This is a genomic window from Bacillus sp. FSL E2-8868 (genome assembly GCF_038005505.1).
Taxonomy (GTDB): Bacteria; Bacillota; Bacilli; order Bacillales; family Bacillaceae_G; genus Bacillus_A; species Bacillus_A mycoides.
This window is the reverse complement of record NZ_JBBOTI010000001.1, coordinates 740,806-760,121: the sequence shown is the minus strand read 5'-3', so window position 1 is coordinate 760,121 and position 19,316 is coordinate 740,806. Positions and strand designations below refer to the sequence as shown.

The window sequence follows — 19,316 nt, the reverse complement described above, 5'->3', positions numbered from 1 at the left end:
TTTACTTTTCTCATAGAAAAAACCTGAGACCGATTTCAAATCGACTCAGGTTTTTTTACTATTATATGCTTTTAACTAATTCAACAACTTCTTCAGCAGTTGACATTGTTAATGCTTTTTCTGCTAATGTTTCCATTTCTGCTTTTGACAACTTGCTTAGTTGTGTTCTTGCAGGAAGGATAGATGTTGCACTCATACTGAACTCATCTAAGCCTAATCCTAATAATAATGGGATAGCAAGTGAATCTCCCGCCATCTCACCACACATACCAGCCCATTTGCCCTCTTTATGAGCAGCATCGATAACCATTTTTACAAGACGTAAAATAGATGGGTTATATGGTTGGTATAAGTAAGCTACTTGTTCGTTCATACGGTCTGCAGCCATTGTGTATTGGATTAAGTCATTTGTTCCAATAGAGAAGAAATCAACTTCTTTTGCGAACTGATCAGCTAATACTGCTGAAGCTGGAATTTCAACCATCATACCAACTTCAATAGAATCAGAAACATTTGTACCCGCTTCTACAAGTTTTGCTTTCTCTTCTAATAAGATTGCTTTCGCTTGACGGAACTCATCAAGAGTTGCAATCATTGGGAACATAATTTTCAAGTTACCGTATACGCTAGCACGAAGTAATGCACGAAGTTGTGTACGGAACACATCTTGCTCATCAAGACATAAGCGAATTGCACGGTATCCTAAGAATGGGTTCATTTCTTTTGGTAAATGTAAGTATGGAAGTTCTTTATCTCCACCGATGTCAAGTGTACGAACAACGACTGGTTGATCTTCTTTTACACCTTCAAGAACTGCTTTATACGCTTCGAACTGCTCTTCTTCTGTTGGAAGATTGTCACGGCCCATGTATAAGAATTCTGTACGGTATAAACCAACGCCTTCTCCGCCATTATCGATAATACCTTGTACATCATTTGGTGTTCCGATATTAGCAACAAGCTCAACGTGATGTCCATCACTTGTTACAGTTGCTTGGTCTTTTAATTTTGCCCATACAACTTTTTGCTCTTCAAATTTCGCTTTCTTTTCTTCAAAAGAACGAAGAGTTTCTTCAGATGGGTTTACAATTACTTCTCCATCTAAACCGTCAATGATTACGATATCGCCGTTTTGGATTTTCTCCATAACAACTTTCGTACCAACAACAGCTGGAATTTCCATAGAACGAGCCATAATTGCAGAGTGAGATGTACGTCCACCGATATCAGTTGTGAAACCTTTTGCATACTTACGGTTTAACTGAGCTGTATCAGATGGTGTTAAATCTTCAGCAATGATGATTACTTCTTCAGAAATTGTACCAGGGTTTGAGAAGTTAATTCCTAGTAAATGTGCAAGAACACGTTTTGTTACGTCGCGAATATCCGCAGCACGTTCTTTCATGTATTCGTTATCCATGTTTTCAAACATAGAAATAAACATTGATGCAACTTCATCCATTGCAAATTCAGCATTTACTTTTTCGCCATTTACTTTATCTTTTACTGGATTCACTAATTCTGGATCATTTAATACTAATAAATGTGCTTCAAAGATAGCAGCTTTATCAGCACCTAGCTCAGCAAAAGCATGGTCCTTAATAGCTTCTAGTTCAGATTTTGCTTTCTCAAGCGCAGCGTCTAAGCGTGCAATTTCAGCAGCTTCGTCTGTAATTGATTTCTTTTCAATGTTAAATTCAGGATTCTCAAGTCTGAAAGCCTTTGCAATAGCAATCCCACTTGATGCAGCGATCCCTTGAATGTTAAGAGTCATTATTCTCCTAATCCTTCGTTTTTCATAGTTTCTTCGATAGCTGCTAGTGCTTGAGCTGCATCATCACCATTTGCAGTGACCTTAATTTCCGCGCCTTGTTGAATTCCTAAAGACATAACACCCATGATTGATTTTAAGTTAACGTTTTTTCCGTTATACTCTAAGTTGATGTCAGAACCAAATTTGCTTGCAGTGTTTACAAGTAGAGTTGCTGGACGAGCATGAATTCCTGAGTCGCTAGTTACTTTAAAGATTTTTTCCATGATAATTTATCTCCTTCAAATACAGTATTTTTTTAGTTGTATAGACGTGAGTACTACATCATCTATTGTATATAATAGGCGATGTTCGGTCAACCACATCGCCTATTATAATTATAAACATTTTGCGTCAAATTCCTACTGAATGTCAATAATAGCGTTTTCGCCCTTCTTAACATTTCCATCTTTTTTCAATTCGACTTGTTGCCCTTGTTGTAAATTCGTAAAGACGATTGGTGTAATAATAGATGGTGCATTTTCTTTTACAAATGCAAGATCTACTTTTAATAATGGTTGTCCCTGTTTCACTTTATCACCTTGTGCTACAAGCGCTTCAAAGCCTTCACCATTTAATTTTACAGTATCAATACCGAAGTGGATTAAAATTTCTTTTCCGCCTTCAGACTGAATACCAATCGCATGTTTTGTAGGGAATACATTTACAATCTCACCATTAACCGGAGAAACTACTGTTCCTTCTGTTGGCTCAATCGCAAATCCATCTCCCATCATTTTCCCTGAGAATACTTGGTCAGGTACTTCTGTAATCGGTAAGATTTTCCCTTCAATTGGTGAAACGATTGTTTCATTTTCATCAACCTGTTGAGGAGCTTCTTCCACTTTTACAGGCGCTTCTTTTTCAACATGAGGTGTACGACCTGACATAATATCATGAATTTGTGATTTTAATGTGTCAGATTTCGGTCCGAAAATAGCTTGAATGTTATTTCCAACTTCAAGTACACCGGCTGCTCCAAGCTCTTTTAAGCGGTCTTTATTTACATTTTTTTGTTCGTTAACTTGAACGCGTAAACGAGTAATACAAGCATCTAACGAAGCAATGTTTTCTTTACCACCAAGTGCTACTAATACTTCACGTGGAAGTTCTCCTGCTTCTGTTTTCCCTGCGCCTTCATTAGCATTCGCTACTTCACGACCAGGTGTTTTTAAGTTCCATTTACGGATTGCGAAACGGAATCCGAAGTAGTAAATCACTGCTAGTACAAGACCAACAATAATTACCCACCACCATGCCGTACGACCTGGTAGTACACCGAATAATATGAAGTCAATTAAACCACCAGAGAATGTCATACCAATTTTAACACCTAAAATTTGCATTGTCATAAATGATAGACCAGCGAATACTGCATGAATTCCGAATAATACTGGTGCTACGAATAAGAATGAAAATTCAAGTGGTTCTGTAATACCTGTTAAGAAAGATGTTAATGCAGCAGATCCTAAAATACCAGCTGCTAATTTTTTATTTTCCGGACGTGCTTCATGGTACATTGCTAAAGCTGCTGCTGGAAGACCGAACATCATGAACGGATACTTACCAGTTGTAAATGTACCTGCTGTTAATTCTACGCCGTCTTTTAACTGTGCCATAAAGATTTTTTGGTCACCACGGATTAATTCGCCAGCTGCATTTGTATACTGACCGAATTCGAACCAGAACGGTGAATAGAAAATATGATGTAATCCAAATGGAATTAATGAACGTTCGATTAAACCGAATATAAATGCTGCTATCGTTCTATTTGCATCAATCATTTGATGTGAGAACGTATTTAAGCCACCCTGAATGTATGGCCAAATGAAGCACATGATAATACCTACCACTAAAGAGAATGTTGCAGTTGCGATTGGTACGAAACGCTTACCTGCAAAGAAACCTAAGTATGATGGTAATTCAATGTTGAAGTATTTATTATAACAATATGCCGCTACTATCCCGACGATAATACCACCAAACACTCCTGTTTGCAGCGTTGGAATTCCTAATACGTTTGCATATGCTGGATCTGAAAATCCAATTTTTACTGGATCTGTTCCAGTGCTTGTTACTTTCACTAGTTTATCTACTTCTAAGAACACACTCATCGTTTTGTTCATAATTAAGTATCCGACGAACGCTGCTAAACCAGCTACTCCGTCTCCACCAGCTAAACCGATCGCTACCCCAACTGCGAATAATAGCGCAAGGTTAGCGAAAATAATATCGCCAGATTGTTCCATAATTTTTGCAACCATTACGAACCAATCTGCTTTTAAAGCAGGGATAACATTTGTTAGTTGTGGATTTTGAAATGCATTACCAAATCCAAGTAAAATACCTGCTGCCGGTAAAATCGCTACTGGAAGCATAAGCGCTTTTCCGACTTTTTGAAGAACACCAAAGATCTTCTTAAACATGGAAACCCTTCCTCTCTTATCTATATTGATACTTTTCGACAAACGCCAAAAAGGCATGAGGAAAAAAAAGATAGAACGATAGCTATACAAAGGGTAGTATGTCCCTTTCTTTAGCTTACATTCCCAACTTTTCTCCACTCATGCCTGATCGAATCAGTAACACGTGTCAAAAATAAGATTACGTATAAGTTCACTATAATTAAAGCAAACGTTTTCGTTATTTACCTTAATGTGTTTGTCGAATTTTGTATAACTTTGCAATAGTTATTATACATAACTATTGTAAGCGATTCAATCATTTTTTTTAACGTTTTCATTTTAGACAAAAATATATGTCTTTTTACACATGTTCTACTTTCACTAATCGTTGTAAATGCATCGTTAAATAAATACTCTCCGCTTCATATACAGGAAGTTGTAATTCTTTCTGCATTACTTTGACTAGTTTCCACGCCAAATTATAACAAACTGGATATTCCAACTTTAATAAATCAGCAAAACTCTGTGCTTCTTCTACTTTTTCTCCTTTTTTCACCCGCTCAATAGCATATTGTAAATGGCGAATAAGGCGTAAATAATGAATGCTTTCTTGGTCTAATGTAATTTGTAGGCTTGTCTCAATTAAAGACACAAGTTGTGCAATAAGACGAGAATTTTGATTAACAGAAGATAAATCAGAGTTTGTAAGCGAGCTGTAAATGTGAAGTGCGATAAAGCCAACTTCCCCTTCTGGCAATGTAATTTGCAAACGAGAATTTAAAAGTTGCACAACGCCTTCAGCAATTTTATATTCCTCTGGATATAGCATTTTCGTTTCAACTAAAAAAGGATTATCTATTGTAAGTCCTTGTTTCAGCCTTTTAATTGCAAAAGAAATATGATCTGTTAAAGCGATATGAATATGTTCATTTAATGGAGACTCCGCTTTTTCTTGAATATATAACATAATATCATTCATCAATTCAATTAGCTTTTCACTCACATGTGGTACTAAAAGTTTGTATTGTTCTCGATCACGTTCATTTTTTAAAACAAACATTTTCTCAATTTGTTCTTGCTCCAACACATCTTCAGCCTTTTTCCCAAATCCGATTCCTTTACCGATCACTACTACTTCCTCGTGTTCAGGATGGCTAGCAATGATGACATTATTATTTAAAACTTTTTTAATTTCTAGATAATTACTCATATAACACCACCCTCGTACTTAAATAGCCTACTTTTATGTTACAGAACATTCTTCTTTTTCGTCAATATAAAACATCTACCATTTAATAAAAATTCATTTTTTAGACATGTTTGTATATGATGCGTATAATGTAAGGGCAACTGTACATAGAAAGGAGATTGCAACATGATTAAAATGTTTGTAAGTGATATTGATGGAACGATGATGCAACACGGAGGTTTTATCGACGAAAAAGATGTTATCGCTTTACGCAGCTTAGCTGAACAAAATGTAATTCTTTGTTTTGCTTCTGGAAGACTTGATAATGAAATTGCAGACCTAATGAGAGCGGTTAATACAAATTTCCATCGCATTAGTGTAAATGGTGTTTTTGTATATACACATGAAAATAAACAGCTATTATCTGCAACTTTCGATTCCAGCATTCTTCCAGATTTGTTAGCTATGACAAATGAAGACCCTTATTTCCGTTATGTAAGTGATGAACATAACTACTACATTGAAGAAAAAACACCGTTTATTCATGAACTTGAACAACAAGTAACAATGACTTCTGTTGAAGAACCTAATCTATTACAGAAAATTGATGATACAATTTTTCCAAATAAAATTTCTATCGGTGGAACGAAGGAAAGCTTACAACTCCTTCAGAACAAAATTGATGAAAAATTTCACGGAAAAGTTAGCACCTTCATTTCAGCAGAACAATGTTTAGATGTAATGCCACCTAATATTAGTAAAGGTTCTGCTATTTCTATTTTATTAAAAGAATTTCAAATACAACCAGAGGAAATTGCTTGCATAGGGGATTCTTATAATGATATTCCAATGTTCTCTTTAACTCCTCACAGTTTTGCTATGTCTCAAGCAGATGACGCAGTAAAAGAGCACGCTCACTATGTAGTAAATACGGTTAAAGATGCTGTTAACCACGTAATTGCTCATAATAAAAATACGACTCACTCCTTATAAGGATGAGTCGTATTTTTATTTCTTTACATGTTGAAAACATCAAAGTTCACTGTACTTCACAAACTGAAATATATTACTTGTTACGTGCGATGTTCGTAATAAACTTGTAACGATCCCCACGATAAATACATTTCACATACTCTAACGGTAACTCACCTTCTGCATATGACCATTGACGCATTACAAGTACAGGCGCCTTTTTAGGAATATGCAGATGTTCAGCTTCATTATCCGTTGCAATTGAAGCTTCAATTGATTGAGTAGCGCGAACAAGCTTAAAGCCCAGTTTTTTCTCTAAATGTTCATATAAAGATTGTTGTAATATTTCTTCGTTAATATCTTTCACAAGAGTTGGCGACAAATATGTCGTCTCAAATGCAATCGGTTCGTCATCAGCTAAGCGCGTACGTCTCACTTCATAAACCGATTCTCCCTCTTGTATTCTCAGCCGGTCTGCTATTTTAGCAGTAGCTGGAACTAGGCGGAAACTTAATAACTGGCTGCTCGGTTTCATACCACGAGATATCATATCTTCTGTGAATCCCGTCATTCCTTGCAACTTTTGCTCCACTTTCGGAAGTTGGACGAACGTTCCAATCCCACGTTTCCGGTATAAATAACCTTGTTCCACTAAGTTATTAATCGCCTGTCTGATTGTCATACGACTCACTTCGAACTTATCACAAAGTTCATTCTCAGATGGAATTTTATCTCCCGGCTTCCATTCGCCTTCCTCAATTAGCTGTTTCACCCACTCTTGAATCTGATAATAAATCGGAAATGGTGAATACTTGTCGATGTTCATCAGCAATCGCCTCACTGCATAAAGATAGAGCTTCTGGATCTGCGATTACGGTTACATTCGGATGACGTTGTAAAACTGTAGCAGGACACGCCTCACTATATTCACCTTGCAATAATTCTTTAATAGCTTCTGCCTTTTTAGATCCCATAGCAACAAGAAGAATTTGTTTCGCTTTCATAATACTTCCAATTCCCATTGTAATCGCATGAGTCGGCACATCTTCTTCATTTTCAAAGAAACGAAGGTTTGCTTGGCGTGTAGATTCTGTTAATTCTACAATGTTAGTTGGAGAATTAAATGGTGTTCCTGGCTCATTAAATCCGATGTGACCGTTTTCACCGATTCCAAGAATCTGTAAGTCAACTGGGTTAGCTACTAGAATGCCTTCATAACGCTTGCACTCTTCCTCTAAATCACTTGCCATCCCATTCGGTACATAAGTTTGTTTAAATGGAAGATGATCAAACAACTGTTCTTGCATGAAATAGTGATAGCTGTTTTTATCTTCGTGTGGTAAATTTACGTACTCATCTAAGTTTACAGTGGTTGCATGACTTGTATCAAGTTTATTTTTTCGCATTTCTGCATAAATACCTAATGGAGAGCTTCCTGTAGCCATTCCTAAAGTTGGATTTTCTTTTGATTTTACAACCTCTTTAATTAACTTATAACCTGCTTCTGCTAATTCTTCTGGAGTTTTTACAACTAGAATATTCATCTAATTACTTCCCTTCCTTCATATGAATTCCTAAACGAACCGTATCATATACATGTAATTCTTCAGTCATAACAACAAAGTCTGCATCTTTACCTACCGCTAACGCACCTTTATTATTTAATCCAAATTCTTCTGCTTGGTTAACTGATGTCATTAACACTGCCTCCTCGATTGAACATCCTGTAAATTCAATTACATTTCGGAAAGCTTGATCCATTTTTAAAATACTACCAGCTAACGTTCCATCTTCTAATCGGGCACTGCCATCTTTTACATGTACTGGCTGTCCGCCAAGCTCATATAATCCTTCTTCAAGACCTTTTGCACGCATTGCATCTGTAATGACACTTACTTTTTTCGGTCCTTTTAATTTATATGCTAATTTCACCATATCAGGGTGAATGTGAATGCCATCTGTAATTACTTCAACCATTACATCTGGATTTAATAACACATGACCAACAACTCCTGGTTCACGATGATGTAATCCACGCATTTGATTGTATAAATGTGTTGCATGTGTAATTTTTCTATTTTTCAGTTGTGCATCAATTGCATCTGTATGCCCCATTGTGCCAACAACACCTGTTTCAGCAAGATACTGTTCAAACTCTAACGCACCTTCTTCTTCCGGTGCATATGTTACCAATTTAATTAGATTACCGCTTGCTTCCTGCCATTGTTTAAATTGCTCGATACTCGCAGGAACAATATGTTCAAGTGGTTGTGCACCCGCACGTTTTTTTGAAACATATGGTCCTTCTAAGTGAATATATTCGAAATGTGCTCCTTTGTCTTTCGCTTCCTTCGCAGCACTTAGCGCCGCTTCAATCGCTTCTGGAGCTTGTGTCATTGTTGTTGGGAAGTAAGTTGTAACTCCTTCTTTTAACATTTCTTTACCAAGAGTTACTAATCCATCGCTATTTGCATCCATCGCATCAATATCGTATCCACCATGAATATGAACATCAATCATACCTGGAATCACAATCTTTCCTGCCACATCTAACACAGTTTCATTTTCTTGTGATACATATTGAGCCATCAAACCAATTTCTTTAACTGTTTCTGTGTAACGAATAAATCCGTTTTCCACTACTTCTTTACCTGTATAAATTTCGGCATTGATGACAACTTGCGTTTTCATTTTCATCGACCCTTTCCCATGAAATACCTACTTATTATTATTACCTTATTCGCCTAATTCCATCTTAATATACACACAAGTAGTTGTCTATACATTCTAATGAAATTTCCTCTTCGTTCAGCGAAAAAAGGAAATTGATTTCTTTTTCATTCTAATATATATTATCCATTTTTACCAAAATGGATAATAACCTCTTATATAATTAGTTACTTAAGTAATGGCATAAGACCGCTTGCCCCCATAGTAATATGTTCACCATCTGTTTCTATTTCCACAGTTCGCTTGTTTGTTCCATATATCATTATACCACGCTGTTTTAATCGTCTTACTACACTCTGATGAGGATGCCCATACGGATTTCTACTCCCGTACGAAAGAATAGCGAATTGTGGATCTACTTTTTTTAAGAATGTTTCACTCGTTGAAGTATACGAGCCATGATGCCCAACTTTTAATACATCTGCATGTACATCAAATTGCTTTAATATTTCATTTTCCGTCCGTATATCAGCATCACCCATTAATAAAAAGTCCGCTTTACCATATCGAATCTTTAACACAATTGAGGACTCGTTATTCTCGTCTTTCGATTTACCATTGTTTAATACTTGTATAGAAACATGTGGATCTAACGGTATATATTGTCCTTCCTTCACTGAAATGAAAGGTATGCCCCTTTTTTTAATATTATTCCGATACGTATGATAAGTAAATGAACTATATGTTTTTCCACTATCTAATACGAGTGAAACCGGCATTTGTTCTACAATTGGAATAAGCCCCCCTATATGGTCCATATCAGGATGAGTACTTACAATCACATCTAAATGATTAATTCCTTTTTCAATTAGTTTTTGAATAATAACCTCTCCTGCTTCATAAGGGCCCCCATCTATTAACATCGTTTGACCATTTGGCAATGTAATAAGTGTCGCATCACCTTGTCCAACTTTTAAAAAACTCACTTTCATTTTACCAAAATGTTGCCGATGCATATGTATAGAAGACGCAGTATGAATAGACATCATATATCTTTTAGCCGATGCGCTGTTTAACGAAAAACATAATAAAACAGAAACCAACAATAGAATACTCCGTACACCTTTCATAACTCGTCTCCTTTTTTCATTTAGTATGGCACGCTCTGTAATTGATATACAAAAAAAGCTTAGCAAAATGCCAAGCTTTTATTTTGATAATTCCTGTAAAGAACCAAAGAATAAATCTGCTTCATTCATTTGTTCATTTTCTTCCGAAAGAGGTGGTAAATCATCTAATGTTTTCAAACCAAACGTATCTAAAAATTCTTTCGTCGTTCCGTATAAAATAGGGCGCCCTGGTCCTTCCGCTCTTCCCGTTTCTTTTATAAGTAAGTGTGAAACTAACGTTTGTAATGCCTTGTCCGTTTTCACACCTCTAATTTCTTCCATTTCTGTCCTTGTAATCGGTTGACGGTACGCAACGATTGCCAACGTTTCAAGAGCTGCTTGAGAAAGTGAAGCCGCGGTTGGAGTATCTATTAATTTTTGATAGTACGAAGCATGTTCTTTCTTTGTTGCAAAACGATACACTTTTGCATATTGTACAATTTGCAAACCGCGATTCGATCCTTCGCATTCTTTTTGCATTTCCTCTATACTGTTTAGTACTTCTTCCACTTCAACTTCCAGAACTTTAGCTATCTGTTCCGGATAAATCCCTTCGTCACCTGCAACAAATAAAAGCCCTTCAATAATCGATTTTTGTTCTTTTCTATCCATTTTACGAACTCCTTCCTCCTATTTCCCATAAAAAACACACATAAAAAAACCGAATCACAGTAAATGCGTTCGGTTCAATATTTCTTCTCTCGTTCCAAACGATACATTAAAACCTAACATGAGATAAAATATTTCTATCCCATCTTCACATCAACTCTATACGGATTTATTAGAGCTTGATACGAAAATTTCATCAAAATTATGTTCCTGCTCAATTATGATTTGTTGATTTTTCATTAGTTCAAGAACCGCTAAAAATGTTACAACCATTATTTCACGTTCTTCATCAGCAAACAAATCATAAAAGCTTTGACGACCGCCTCTTACTTCTAACTGTTGTAGAATATCAGTCATTCGCTGTGCAATTGGTATTTCTTGGCGAGTAATTCGCGTTGTTACGGGGGTTTTTGCTTTTTTACGACGCATTAGCTTTTGAAATGCCGCTAACATATCATATAACGTAACATCAAGAGGTAAGCTTGTCTCCTCTTCTTGTTGAAATGATGTAAAATCAATTGGCGGACGTGTATATAGCTGTGCTCTTTCTTGTTCTCTTTCTTTTAACTCAGTAGCAACTTGCTTATATTTCTTATATTCAATTAACCTCTCCATCAATTCTTGACGAGGATCATCTATAAAGTCTTCACCGTTATCAGGTACATCTTCTTCTTGTTTCGGTAACAACATTTTACTTTTAATTTGTAATAACGTTGCAGCCATTACTAAATACTCACTGGCAACATCTAATTGTAATTCTTTCATCGTATGGACATAAGATAGATATTGCTCTGTAATTTTCGCTACAGGAATATTATATATATCAATTTCGTAACGATTTATTAAGTGTAACAATAGATCTAAAGGCCCTTCAAAAGCCTCTACTTTAAAATTATACTGCACAAAGCATCCCACCACATTTTTTCTATAACACCATAAGTATAGAGCATACTCATGTTCTATCCAACCTTTTTAAGAAATTTAATTAAAAATAGACCTATGCCCATGTCATAATGCCCACCGCTTCATATGATAACAATGTAGTAAGAACAATGTAGGAGGTCAAAAAACTATGGGTCACGTTGATTGCGGTTTTAGCGGTGGATTCGCATTACTAGTTGTACTGTTCATTTTACTAATCATTGTAGGAGCAGCTTGCTTCTGCTAATATGAAGCAATAAAGCGACTAGGGATATTTCCCTAGTCGCTTATTGTTAATATTTCTATGATACACTGTACATATAACCGTTAGACAGGAGCGAAAAAAATGTATCCTACCGAGTACATACAATTTTTAATTCATTTTCACGGAGACTATGATTATTTTGAATGTCATGAAATATTAGAAGAATATTGGAAATTAAAGCCTAGAGGAGAACGTGACAATTACTTAGTCGGCCTCATTCAAATTGCTGTTTCCTCATACCATCATAGACGATCCAATTGGAATGGTGCAGAGAAGATGATAAAAAGCGCAATAACAATTTTAGAAAAGAGCAGCGCGCAATTACATCAATTCGGAATAGATCATAAACAACTTACATTCTTATTAAATGAAAGATTACAATCTATCCACAAAAAGGAAAATTTCGCCCCGTTATTTTTACCATTATTAGACGTATCGTTAGAAAAACAATGCATACAGTTATGTAAGAAACAAAACCTCTCTTGGAAAGATGCGAACGTCATTCCTGGTGAATACATCATAAATAAGCACACATTGCGTGATCGAACAGACGTCATTTCTGAACGACACGAACAACTACAAAAAAGAAAGCAGAGATAATAAACTACTTATCCCTGCTTTCATGAATGTATATTTTGTTCAAGCTCTTTACACTTTTTGCAAAAACTTGCTGTTTGCTCATTTCCGCAAATTGTAAACTCAAGAAATTTACTCTTAAGCTCTTGAACCATCTTCGTCCCAATCCCCATATGACGGTGAGACGGATTCACGCTCAAATGCTGAATTTCCAATACCTGATCTTCTTTTTTTATAATCCCCATTATCCCAACAAAATCTTCATTTTGTTTCCACAAATACAATTGCCAATCCTCTTTCGCCTCATACTCTTTCATTGTCAATTGTAATGTTTTCACATCTTTTTCAGTTGGCATAAATGAAAGAAGCCCCATTGCAATTTTTTCATAACTTTTTTTAAAACGAATTAACATAACCCTTATCCCTTCTTACAAAAGTTACAAACTATTTATCCCCTCAATCACTCTTTTCATATCACATTCATTCTACAATATTTTTACCAGAGTGAGAAGGGGCTGAAACAACTTGATAATCATACAAAGCGTTAAGAAGAAAGTCAAATATATGTTTCCACGCTATTTCTTTCTATTACACCGCTCAAAAAAGAGACAATACTATATAGGAACTAAAAGAAAAATCCCTTTCTCATCACATTTCACTTATTAACTACTTTTGAACAAAGTAGTTCTACTAAAAGCAATATGTTAAGAGAAATACATTTATTGAAGCATATAATTCGTACTCCATCCTATGTATTTTGTTAAAAGTGTGTTCTCATGAACAATATAATTTAACGTTAGTAGCCTTCCTATTTGTGTCATATACTTTAAAATATATACCAATCCCTGTTTATAGGAAATAAAAAAAGAGAGCAAAATCGCTCTCCTTTTCTCGTAACTTATTCTTCCCAAACTTTAACTTCTTTCATTACATCGCCTTGACGCATGTTTAATACTGTTTCAATACCGCTTGTTGCTTTACCGAATACAGTATGTACGCCATCTAAATGCGGTTGTGGCTCATGAACAACAAAGAATTGGCTACCACCTGTATTACGGCCAGCATGTGCCATAGAAAGTGATCCAACAAGATGTCTATGAGGATTTCCATCAGTTTCACATGGGATAGAGTAACCTGGGCCACCTGCACCTGTGCCTGTTGGGTCTCCACCTTGGCTTACGAAGCCAGGAATAACGCGGTGGAATGTCACACCATCATAAAATCCTTGCTCTGCTAATTTTTTAAAGTTTTCTACTGTTTTTGGTGCCTCTTCTGGGAAAAATTCTAAATCGATTTTTTCGCCATTTTCCATTAATATGTATCCTAAAGTTTTCATATGTATATGTCTCCTTTCAACTATCTCAGCACTATATTACCATATTCATGACGAGAAACAAAAAGAATCCGACAATCTGTATACTTCTTTTTTGAAATGTGGAAGAAGCTAGGTGACAAATAAGAAAAATATACTATAATAACTGTGTTGCCCGAAAATTTAAGAAAGAGAAAGGGAGCGATTTTTCGTGAAAACGAAATTACTAGCTCTGCTATTAGCTGTAGCCGTATTTATTATGCCAACAGCTTCATTTGCAGACATCATTGAGGGAGAATCAATTGTTACACTAGGAGAAAACTTATCTGAACAACAGAAACAAGATCTTTTGAAAGAAATGAAAGCACCAAAAGATGCACAAATTATTACTGTATCTAATGCGGAAGAACATAAATTTCTAGAGGGCATCGTTCCAAAAGCGCAAATTGGTACGAGAGCAATTTCCTCTTCTATGATTACATACACAAAACCAGGGTCAGGTCTCATTGTACGCTCAAAAAACATTAATTCGATAACAGATGCAATGTACACAAATGCACTTATTACAGCAGGTGTGAAAGATGCAGAGATTCAAATTACTGCACCATTTAAAGTTTCAGGAACTGCTGCTTTAACAGGTTTAATGAAGGCCTATGAAACAACATCAAACAAAGCCATTCCTGAAGAAGTAAAAAAAGTAGCCAATGAAGAAATGGTACAAACAGCACAACTTGGTGATAAAATCGGCGAAGAAAAAGCAGTTCAACTTGTTGCAAAAATTAAAGAAGAAATTGCAAAAGAACAGCCAAAAACCACTGAAGATTTACGTTCATTAATTAAAAAAATTGCTGATCAACTTGGCATTACATTAACAGATGAACAGTTGGATAACTTAGTATCGTTATTTGATAAAATGAAAAATCTTAATATCGATTGGAACCAAGTTGGTAGCCAATTAGAGAAAGCAAAAGACCATGTGTCTGCCTTCTTAGGATCTGATGAAGGGCAAAGTTTCCTAGATAAAGTAAAAGATTTCTTCTCTAGTATCATTGATTTCGTTAAATCTTTATTCAAGTAAAAAAGAAGCTCGCCAGTGACGAGCTTCTTTTTTATACAAGTAACGGTAATTTCATAATAGCTTCTTCAACCGAACGGACAACATGATTTGCTTTCTCCTTCACATACGGATGAGCATGATGGAGGGTGAAGGAGTGCGGGGTTACTTCAAACATAGAAATATCATTGAAAGAATCTCCAATACATGCAACTTCATTTGCTTCAATTTGTAAATGTTCCATTAATCGCTTCAGAGCGCTTCCTTTACTTACACCTCTTGGCATAATGTCAACATATCGCTTACCCGATATAAAGACTTCCGCTTCGCTATGAAATGTATCTCTCAACTCTTGATCTAATGCTACAATTTTTTCTTCTTCGCCAAAAACAAATAATTTCGCAGGATGTACAGTCTTCCCAAATTCCTCTTCTAACTCTTCGATTTCAGCAATATGCACTCCCATATACTCTTCAAAAGTATGGTGATGTTCATTCTTCCTTTTTGTATATCGCTGCTCATTTGCACAAACAATATCTGCTAGTCCCTTTTTATGTATATATCGATATATTTCCTGGGCAACCCCATCTTCAAAACTCGATTCATGAAATACTTTTCCATCCGGTAGTATCATTGTCGCTCCATTTAAACTAGTTGTGTAATACGGGAACGAAAACCTTTTTACCGCCTCATCAATTCGGTGAGTAAAACGGCCAGAGGCAAAACAAATATTTGTCCCGTTTTCAGCTAGCCAACAAAGCGCTCGTTCATCTTCTTTTTGCATATCATTCATATTGTAAACGAGTGTATCATCTAAATCACTTACAAACAGTTTAATCATGTCCTCTTCCCCTTCCATACACAATATCTACTCTAATTGTACAAAAAAAATGTTTGATTTTTGTTAAAAAAACAATAAATTTTCAATAAAAAATAAGCGGAGCATAATCCCGCTTATTTTTGTCTTCGCACATTTTGAGGTCTTACAATACTTGGACGAACCTTTAAACTAGACATAGTTGGACGAAGTAAAATTTTCGTTAACGCGCCCCAATCAAACGGTAAAAACGGCCATAAATACGGTGTTTGCAAGCTTTTTATAGATGTTAAAAATAGAATCAATATCGTCATTCCAATGACAAATCCCATTTCATGAAATATGCCTGTTAAAATAATGACAAACAATTTTCCAATCTTATTCCCAAGCCCTAACTCATAACTTGGCGTAGCGTATGCTCCAATCATAGAAACTGCTACGTACAAAATAACTTCTGGTACAAACAAACCTACATCAATTGCAATTTGACCAATTAATATGGCAGAAATTAATCCTGCTGCCGACGACAATGATGTCGGTGTATGAATGGCAGCCATTCTTAAAAATTCGAGTCCGACTTCAGCCATCAAAATTTGTAATAAAATCGGTAAATGCGTCATCTTATTTGGTCCAATGAAAGCAAGACTTTCCGGTAAAAGAGTCGGATCAAAAACAAAAACTAGCCAAAATGGCAGTAAGAATAGCGAAAATATAACACCTAAAAAACGTACCCAACGTAAAAATGTACCTACAGCTGGATTTTGTCTAAACTCTTCTGCATGCTGTAAATGGTGAAAATATGTTGTTGGAGTGATCATAGCACTTGGTGATGTATCAACGAGTACTAACACATGTCCTTCTAACAGATGATTTGCTGCTACATCTGGTCTCTCTGTGTATCGGATAAGTGGGAATGGATTATAACCTTGTTTCACTACAAATTCTTCTACCGTTTTATCCGCCATCGTAATCCCATCTACTTCAATATTATTTAATTCTTGTTTTATAATCTTCACTAAATCCGGATTTGCAACATCTTGTACATATGTAATACAAATATCCGTTTGCGATCTATCCCCTACTCGAATCATTTCATTTCGAAGACGTGGATCGCGTATTCTTCTACGAATTAACGCTGTATTTACAACGATATTTTCAACAAATCCATCCCTTGCACCACGCACTACCTTTTCTGTATCTGGTTCTGTCGGTGTCCGGCCCGGATAACTACGAACATCTATTGCGAACGCTTCAGTTTCACCTTCCACAAATATAACAATGAGTCCTGATAATACTTGGAGCATTACATCATCCATCGTTTTTACTTTACTTACTTGTTGATGAATTAAACGATTCTCTAAAAGCTTTACTGTATCTTCTTCTACATCCCTTATTTCATTTGTATCCACCGCTTCTTCTAAAATAGGGATAATATAATTCGTATCACAAAGTCCATTTACAAATAACACACCAATTTCTTTATTTAAAATTTTAAATTTACGAATACCAACATCGTATGTAACACCAAGTCCAACTGTTTGCTTTAAATAATTTTCATTATCACTTAAAAAAGATGAAATCGGGATATTCACTTTTTTAGGCTTCGTCATAAAAGCCACTCCTTTCCAAAATTAATTGAATCGCTTTTCTAGTAATAGGTGATCCTCTCTCCCATTCATCATTTCCGCACATCTTGCCAATATCACCGACCCCCACTATGACAGGAACATTCAGACCATCTAAACAATAAATCGTATCCCCACTAATCCTGCCAATTTCACCATCTGGGAGTCCAAATTTATCAACGCCATATTCTGTCAAATTCCCATTCCGATCTACACTTACATCTACACGCGCCCATTCCCAATGATGTGTATTAGATGCTACTGCTAAAATACCGAGTACATCAACTTGTTTATGTGTTGCGACATACTTTAACGCCTTTTCACCAGATCCTTCTCCTATAAATCCGCTGTCATCAAACATGACAAATACAGGGTCATATGGCGTTTGCATAATAAGCTCAACAACTTTCTTCCCTGTCAATTTGGTCGGATTACTTTGCGATGCTGAAATACACCTCCCCCCAAATTCCTTTGTTAACAGCTCAATTGTCCGCTTTGCATATTCATCTCCATCTGTGACCAAAACAACCCTTCGTCTCATTTGATTTATCCTTTCGGTTTACATATAAGTGCAACAAAAAATGAAAATAATATCGCTGCTGAAATCCCCGCAGACGTTAAGCTAAACATACCGATTCCAATTCCTAAATATCCATGTTTTTCTGCCGCATGCATTGCCCCGTGCAATAGTGAGTGTCCAAAACTTGTAATAGGGACTGTTGCCCCAGCACCTGCAAATTTTATAAGCTTATCGTACAATCCGAATCCGTCTAAAATAGCTCCGGCGACTACAAAAGTTGCCATTAAATGTGTCGGTGTTAACTTTGCGAAATCTAGCAACACTTGTCCAATTACACAAATAGCTCCTCCTACAAGAAATGCATATATAAAATCCACAATTCACTCTCCTTTAACTCTTTCAAACACAACACCATGCGCAATCGTTGGAATCGTTTCCTTCTGTTGTATCATCATGGGGCTTAATAGAGCTCCAGTTGCAACGACAAAAATTCTTTGTAAATTCCCTTTTTGCATTTCACGCAATAAATGGCCATATGTTACAACAGCTGAACAAGCACAACCACTGCCCCCTGCAAACACTTCTTCTTGATTTGAATTGTAAATCATTAATCCACAATCATTGTATACATTCCCCAAATCATACCCTTCCTCAAGTAAAAGTTGTTTCGCAATTGGTGTCCCCACAGCCGATAAATCACCAGTAACAATAAGATCATAATCAGCTGCACTTCTTCTCAAATCTTCAAAATGTTGTTGAATTGTATGAGCAGCAGCTGGTGCCATCGCTGATCCCATATCTAAAGGATTAGCAATTCCTAAATCTTGCACTTTACCAATTGTTGCTGCTGTTATTTTAATTGCACTCGCCTCATTGCTAATTAATATTGACCCTGCTCCGGTAACAGTTGAGTTTGCTGTCCCTGGCTTTTGTCCTCCGTATTCTGTTGGGGAACGAAATTGTCTTTCAGCCGTCGCATTATGACTACTTACTGTAGCTAAAATACGATTCGCAAATCCACCATCTATAAAAGCTGATCCAATCGCCAAAGTTTCCATTGACGTCGCACAAGCGCTGAACATCCCTAAAAAAGGAATACCATACTCACGAGCAACATAATTTGCTGTCACTGTTTGGTTTAATAAATCTCCCGCTAAAAAGAAATCAATTTGCGATTTTTTTATATTCCCTTTTTGCATCGCTTGTTGAATTGAGTCTGACATTAACCTTCGTTCAGCAAGTTCCCAGTTTTCCTCTCCGCAATGTAAGTCAGAATATGAAATATCAAAATCCTTTCCAAGAGGGCCTTCAGCTTCTTTCGGACCGACAGCAGTACCAGTTGCATTCACGAAGATATCATTTTGAAATACCCACGTTTGTTTTCCTGTCAATCTCATACCCA

Annotated in this window: 21 protein-coding genes; 4 read left to right on the top strand and 17 right to left on the bottom strand. The window is 36.2% G+C overall.

Annotation, left to right across the window (positions count from 1 at the left end):
- Positions 1 to 61: 61 nt before the first annotated feature.
- The 4 genes from ptsP to glcT all read right to left on the bottom strand — a co-directional run bounded on the left by ptsP (position 62) and on the right by glcT (position 5,425).
- Complete coding sequence (ptsP, locus tag NSS74_RS04175) at positions 62 to 1,774, bottom strand: phosphoenolpyruvate--protein phosphotransferase (protein ID WP_002143015.1); 1,713 nt, start codon at positions 1,772 to 1,774, stop codon at positions 62 to 64.
- The gene (ptsH, locus tag NSS74_RS04170) at positions 1,774 to 2,037 is read right to left on the bottom strand and encodes a phosphocarrier protein HPr (RefSeq protein WP_002033915.1); all 264 of its coding nucleotides are present in this window, start codon (positions 2,035 to 2,037) and stop codon (positions 1,774 to 1,776) included. Before ptsH ends, ptsP begins: the two co-directional genes overlap by 1 nt.
- A gap of 135 nt (positions 2,038 to 2,172) precedes the next feature.
- Positions 2,173 to 4,236: a PTS glucose transporter subunit IIABC gene (gene ptsG, locus NSS74_RS04165; protein ID WP_002014901.1), complete on the bottom strand. Its 2,064-nt coding sequence runs from the start codon at positions 4,234 to 4,236 to the stop codon at positions 2,173 to 2,175.
- A gap of 340 nt (positions 4,237 to 4,576) precedes the next feature.
- Positions 4,577 to 5,425: a glucose PTS transporter transcription antiterminator GlcT gene (glcT, locus tag NSS74_RS04160; RefSeq protein ID WP_002143016.1), complete on the bottom strand. Its 849-nt coding sequence runs from the start codon at positions 5,423 to 5,425 to the stop codon at positions 4,577 to 4,579.
- Between the two features lie 165 nt (positions 5,426 to 5,590).
- On the opposite strand from glcT, the gene NSS74_RS04155 reads away from it, so the two are divergent.
- Positions 5,591 to 6,397: a Cof-type HAD-IIB family hydrolase gene (locus tag NSS74_RS04155; RefSeq protein ID WP_012261643.1), complete on the top strand. Its 807-nt coding sequence runs from the start codon at positions 5,591 to 5,593 to the stop codon at positions 6,395 to 6,397.
- Positions 6,398 to 6,470: 73 nt separating this feature from the next.
- Here the strand turns inward: NSS74_RS04155 and phnF are convergent, their stop codons facing one another.
- From phnF to NSS74_RS04125, 6 genes are all read right to left on the bottom strand, one after another.
- Positions 6,471 to 7,202, bottom strand: a complete 732-nt coding sequence (gene phnF, locus NSS74_RS04150; protein ID WP_012261644.1) for a phosphonate metabolism transcriptional regulator PhnF — start codon at positions 7,200 to 7,202, stop codon at positions 6,471 to 6,473.
- On the bottom strand, positions 7,132 to 7,920 hold the full coding sequence (gene nagB, locus NSS74_RS04145; protein WP_002033913.1) for a glucosamine-6-phosphate deaminase: 789 nt from the start codon (positions 7,918 to 7,920) through the stop codon (positions 7,132 to 7,134). The genes phnF and nagB overlap by 71 nt, the downstream gene beginning before the upstream one ends.
- A 4-nt stretch (positions 7,921 to 7,924) precedes the next feature.
- Entirely contained in the window at positions 7,925 to 9,067 is a 1,143-nt protein-coding gene (gene nagA, locus NSS74_RS04140; protein ID WP_002088433.1) for an N-acetylglucosamine-6-phosphate deacetylase, read from the bottom strand.
- Positions 9,068 to 9,273: 206 nt separating this feature from the next.
- Complete coding sequence (locus NSS74_RS04135) at positions 9,274 to 10,176, bottom strand: ComEC/Rec2 family competence protein (protein ID WP_002143023.1); 903 nt, start codon at positions 10,174 to 10,176, stop codon at positions 9,274 to 9,276.
- Positions 10,177 to 10,254: 78 nt separating this feature from the next.
- On the bottom strand, positions 10,255 to 10,827 hold the full coding sequence (scpB, locus tag NSS74_RS04130; RefSeq protein WP_002143024.1) for an SMC-Scp complex subunit ScpB: 573 nt from the start codon (positions 10,825 to 10,827) through the stop codon (positions 10,255 to 10,257).
- A gap of 156 nt (positions 10,828 to 10,983) precedes the next feature.
- Positions 10,984 to 11,727 carry a segregation/condensation protein A gene (locus NSS74_RS04125; protein ID WP_002143025.1) on the bottom strand — a complete coding sequence of 248 codons (744 nt, stop codon included), beginning with the start codon at positions 11,725 to 11,727 and terminating at the stop codon, positions 10,984 to 10,986.
- A 169-nt stretch (positions 11,728 to 11,896) separates the two neighbouring features.
- On the opposite strand from NSS74_RS04125, the gene NSS74_RS04120 reads away from it, so the two are divergent.
- Complete coding sequence (locus NSS74_RS04120; protein WP_000510194.1) at positions 11,897 to 11,992, top strand: YjcZ family sporulation protein; 96 nt, start codon at positions 11,897 to 11,899, stop codon at positions 11,990 to 11,992.
- Between the two features lie 99 nt (positions 11,993 to 12,091).
- Positions 12,092 to 12,610, top strand: coding sequence for a DUF309 domain-containing protein (locus tag NSS74_RS04115; RefSeq protein ID WP_002143026.1), 519 nt, complete (start codon positions 12,092 to 12,094; stop codon positions 12,608 to 12,610).
- Positions 12,611 to 12,630: 20 nt separating this feature from the next.
- Here NSS74_RS04115 and ribT read toward each other — a convergent pair whose 3' ends face one another.
- Positions 12,631 to 12,999, bottom strand: a complete 369-nt coding sequence (gene ribT / locus NSS74_RS04110; protein ID WP_000908403.1) for a GNAT family N-acetyltransferase RibT — start codon at positions 12,997 to 12,999, stop codon at positions 12,631 to 12,633.
- A 485-nt stretch (positions 13,000 to 13,484) separates the two neighbouring features.
- Positions 13,485 to 13,922: a peptidylprolyl isomerase gene (locus tag NSS74_RS04105; RefSeq protein ID WP_000853785.1), complete on the bottom strand. Its 438-nt coding sequence runs from the start codon at positions 13,920 to 13,922 to the stop codon at positions 13,485 to 13,487.
- A 187-nt stretch (positions 13,923 to 14,109) separates the two neighbouring features.
- Between NSS74_RS04105 and NSS74_RS04100 the strand changes: the two genes are divergently transcribed.
- Complete coding sequence (locus NSS74_RS04100; protein WP_002143030.1) at positions 14,110 to 14,976, top strand: DUF1002 domain-containing protein; 867 nt, start codon at positions 14,110 to 14,112, stop codon at positions 14,974 to 14,976.
- 31 nt (positions 14,977 to 15,007) lie between these two features.
- On the opposite strand, the gene NSS74_RS04095 is transcribed toward NSS74_RS04100, so the two are convergent.
- From NSS74_RS04095 to spoVAD, 5 genes are all read right to left on the bottom strand, one after another.
- Positions 15,008 to 15,811 (bottom strand): Cof-type HAD-IIB family hydrolase, encoded by an 804-nt coding sequence (locus NSS74_RS04095; protein WP_002067045.1) that lies wholly within the window; start codon positions 15,809 to 15,811, stop codon positions 15,008 to 15,010.
- Between the two features lie 95 nt (positions 15,812 to 15,906).
- Positions 15,907 to 17,379 (bottom strand): spore germination protein SpoVAF, encoded by a 1,473-nt coding sequence (gene spoVAF, locus NSS74_RS04090; protein ID WP_002143032.1) that lies wholly within the window; start codon positions 17,377 to 17,379, stop codon positions 15,907 to 15,909.
- Positions 17,366 to 17,935 (bottom strand): stage V sporulation protein AE, encoded by a 570-nt coding sequence (locus NSS74_RS04085; RefSeq protein WP_002088445.1) that lies wholly within the window; start codon positions 17,933 to 17,935, stop codon positions 17,366 to 17,368. The genes spoVAF and NSS74_RS04085 overlap by 14 nt, the downstream gene beginning before the upstream one ends.
- 5 nt (positions 17,936 to 17,940) lie before the next feature.
- A complete protein-coding gene (gene spoVAE / locus NSS74_RS04080; protein ID WP_002143033.1) occupies positions 17,941 to 18,291 on the bottom strand; it encodes a stage V sporulation protein AE in 351 nt (116 codons plus the stop codon).
- A gap of 3 nt (positions 18,292 to 18,294) precedes the next feature.
- Positions 18,295 to 19,311: a stage V sporulation protein AD gene (spoVAD, locus tag NSS74_RS04075; protein ID WP_002143034.1), complete on the bottom strand. Its 1,017-nt coding sequence runs from the start codon at positions 19,309 to 19,311 to the stop codon at positions 18,295 to 18,297.
- Positions 19,312 to 19,316 lie beyond the last annotated feature (5 nt).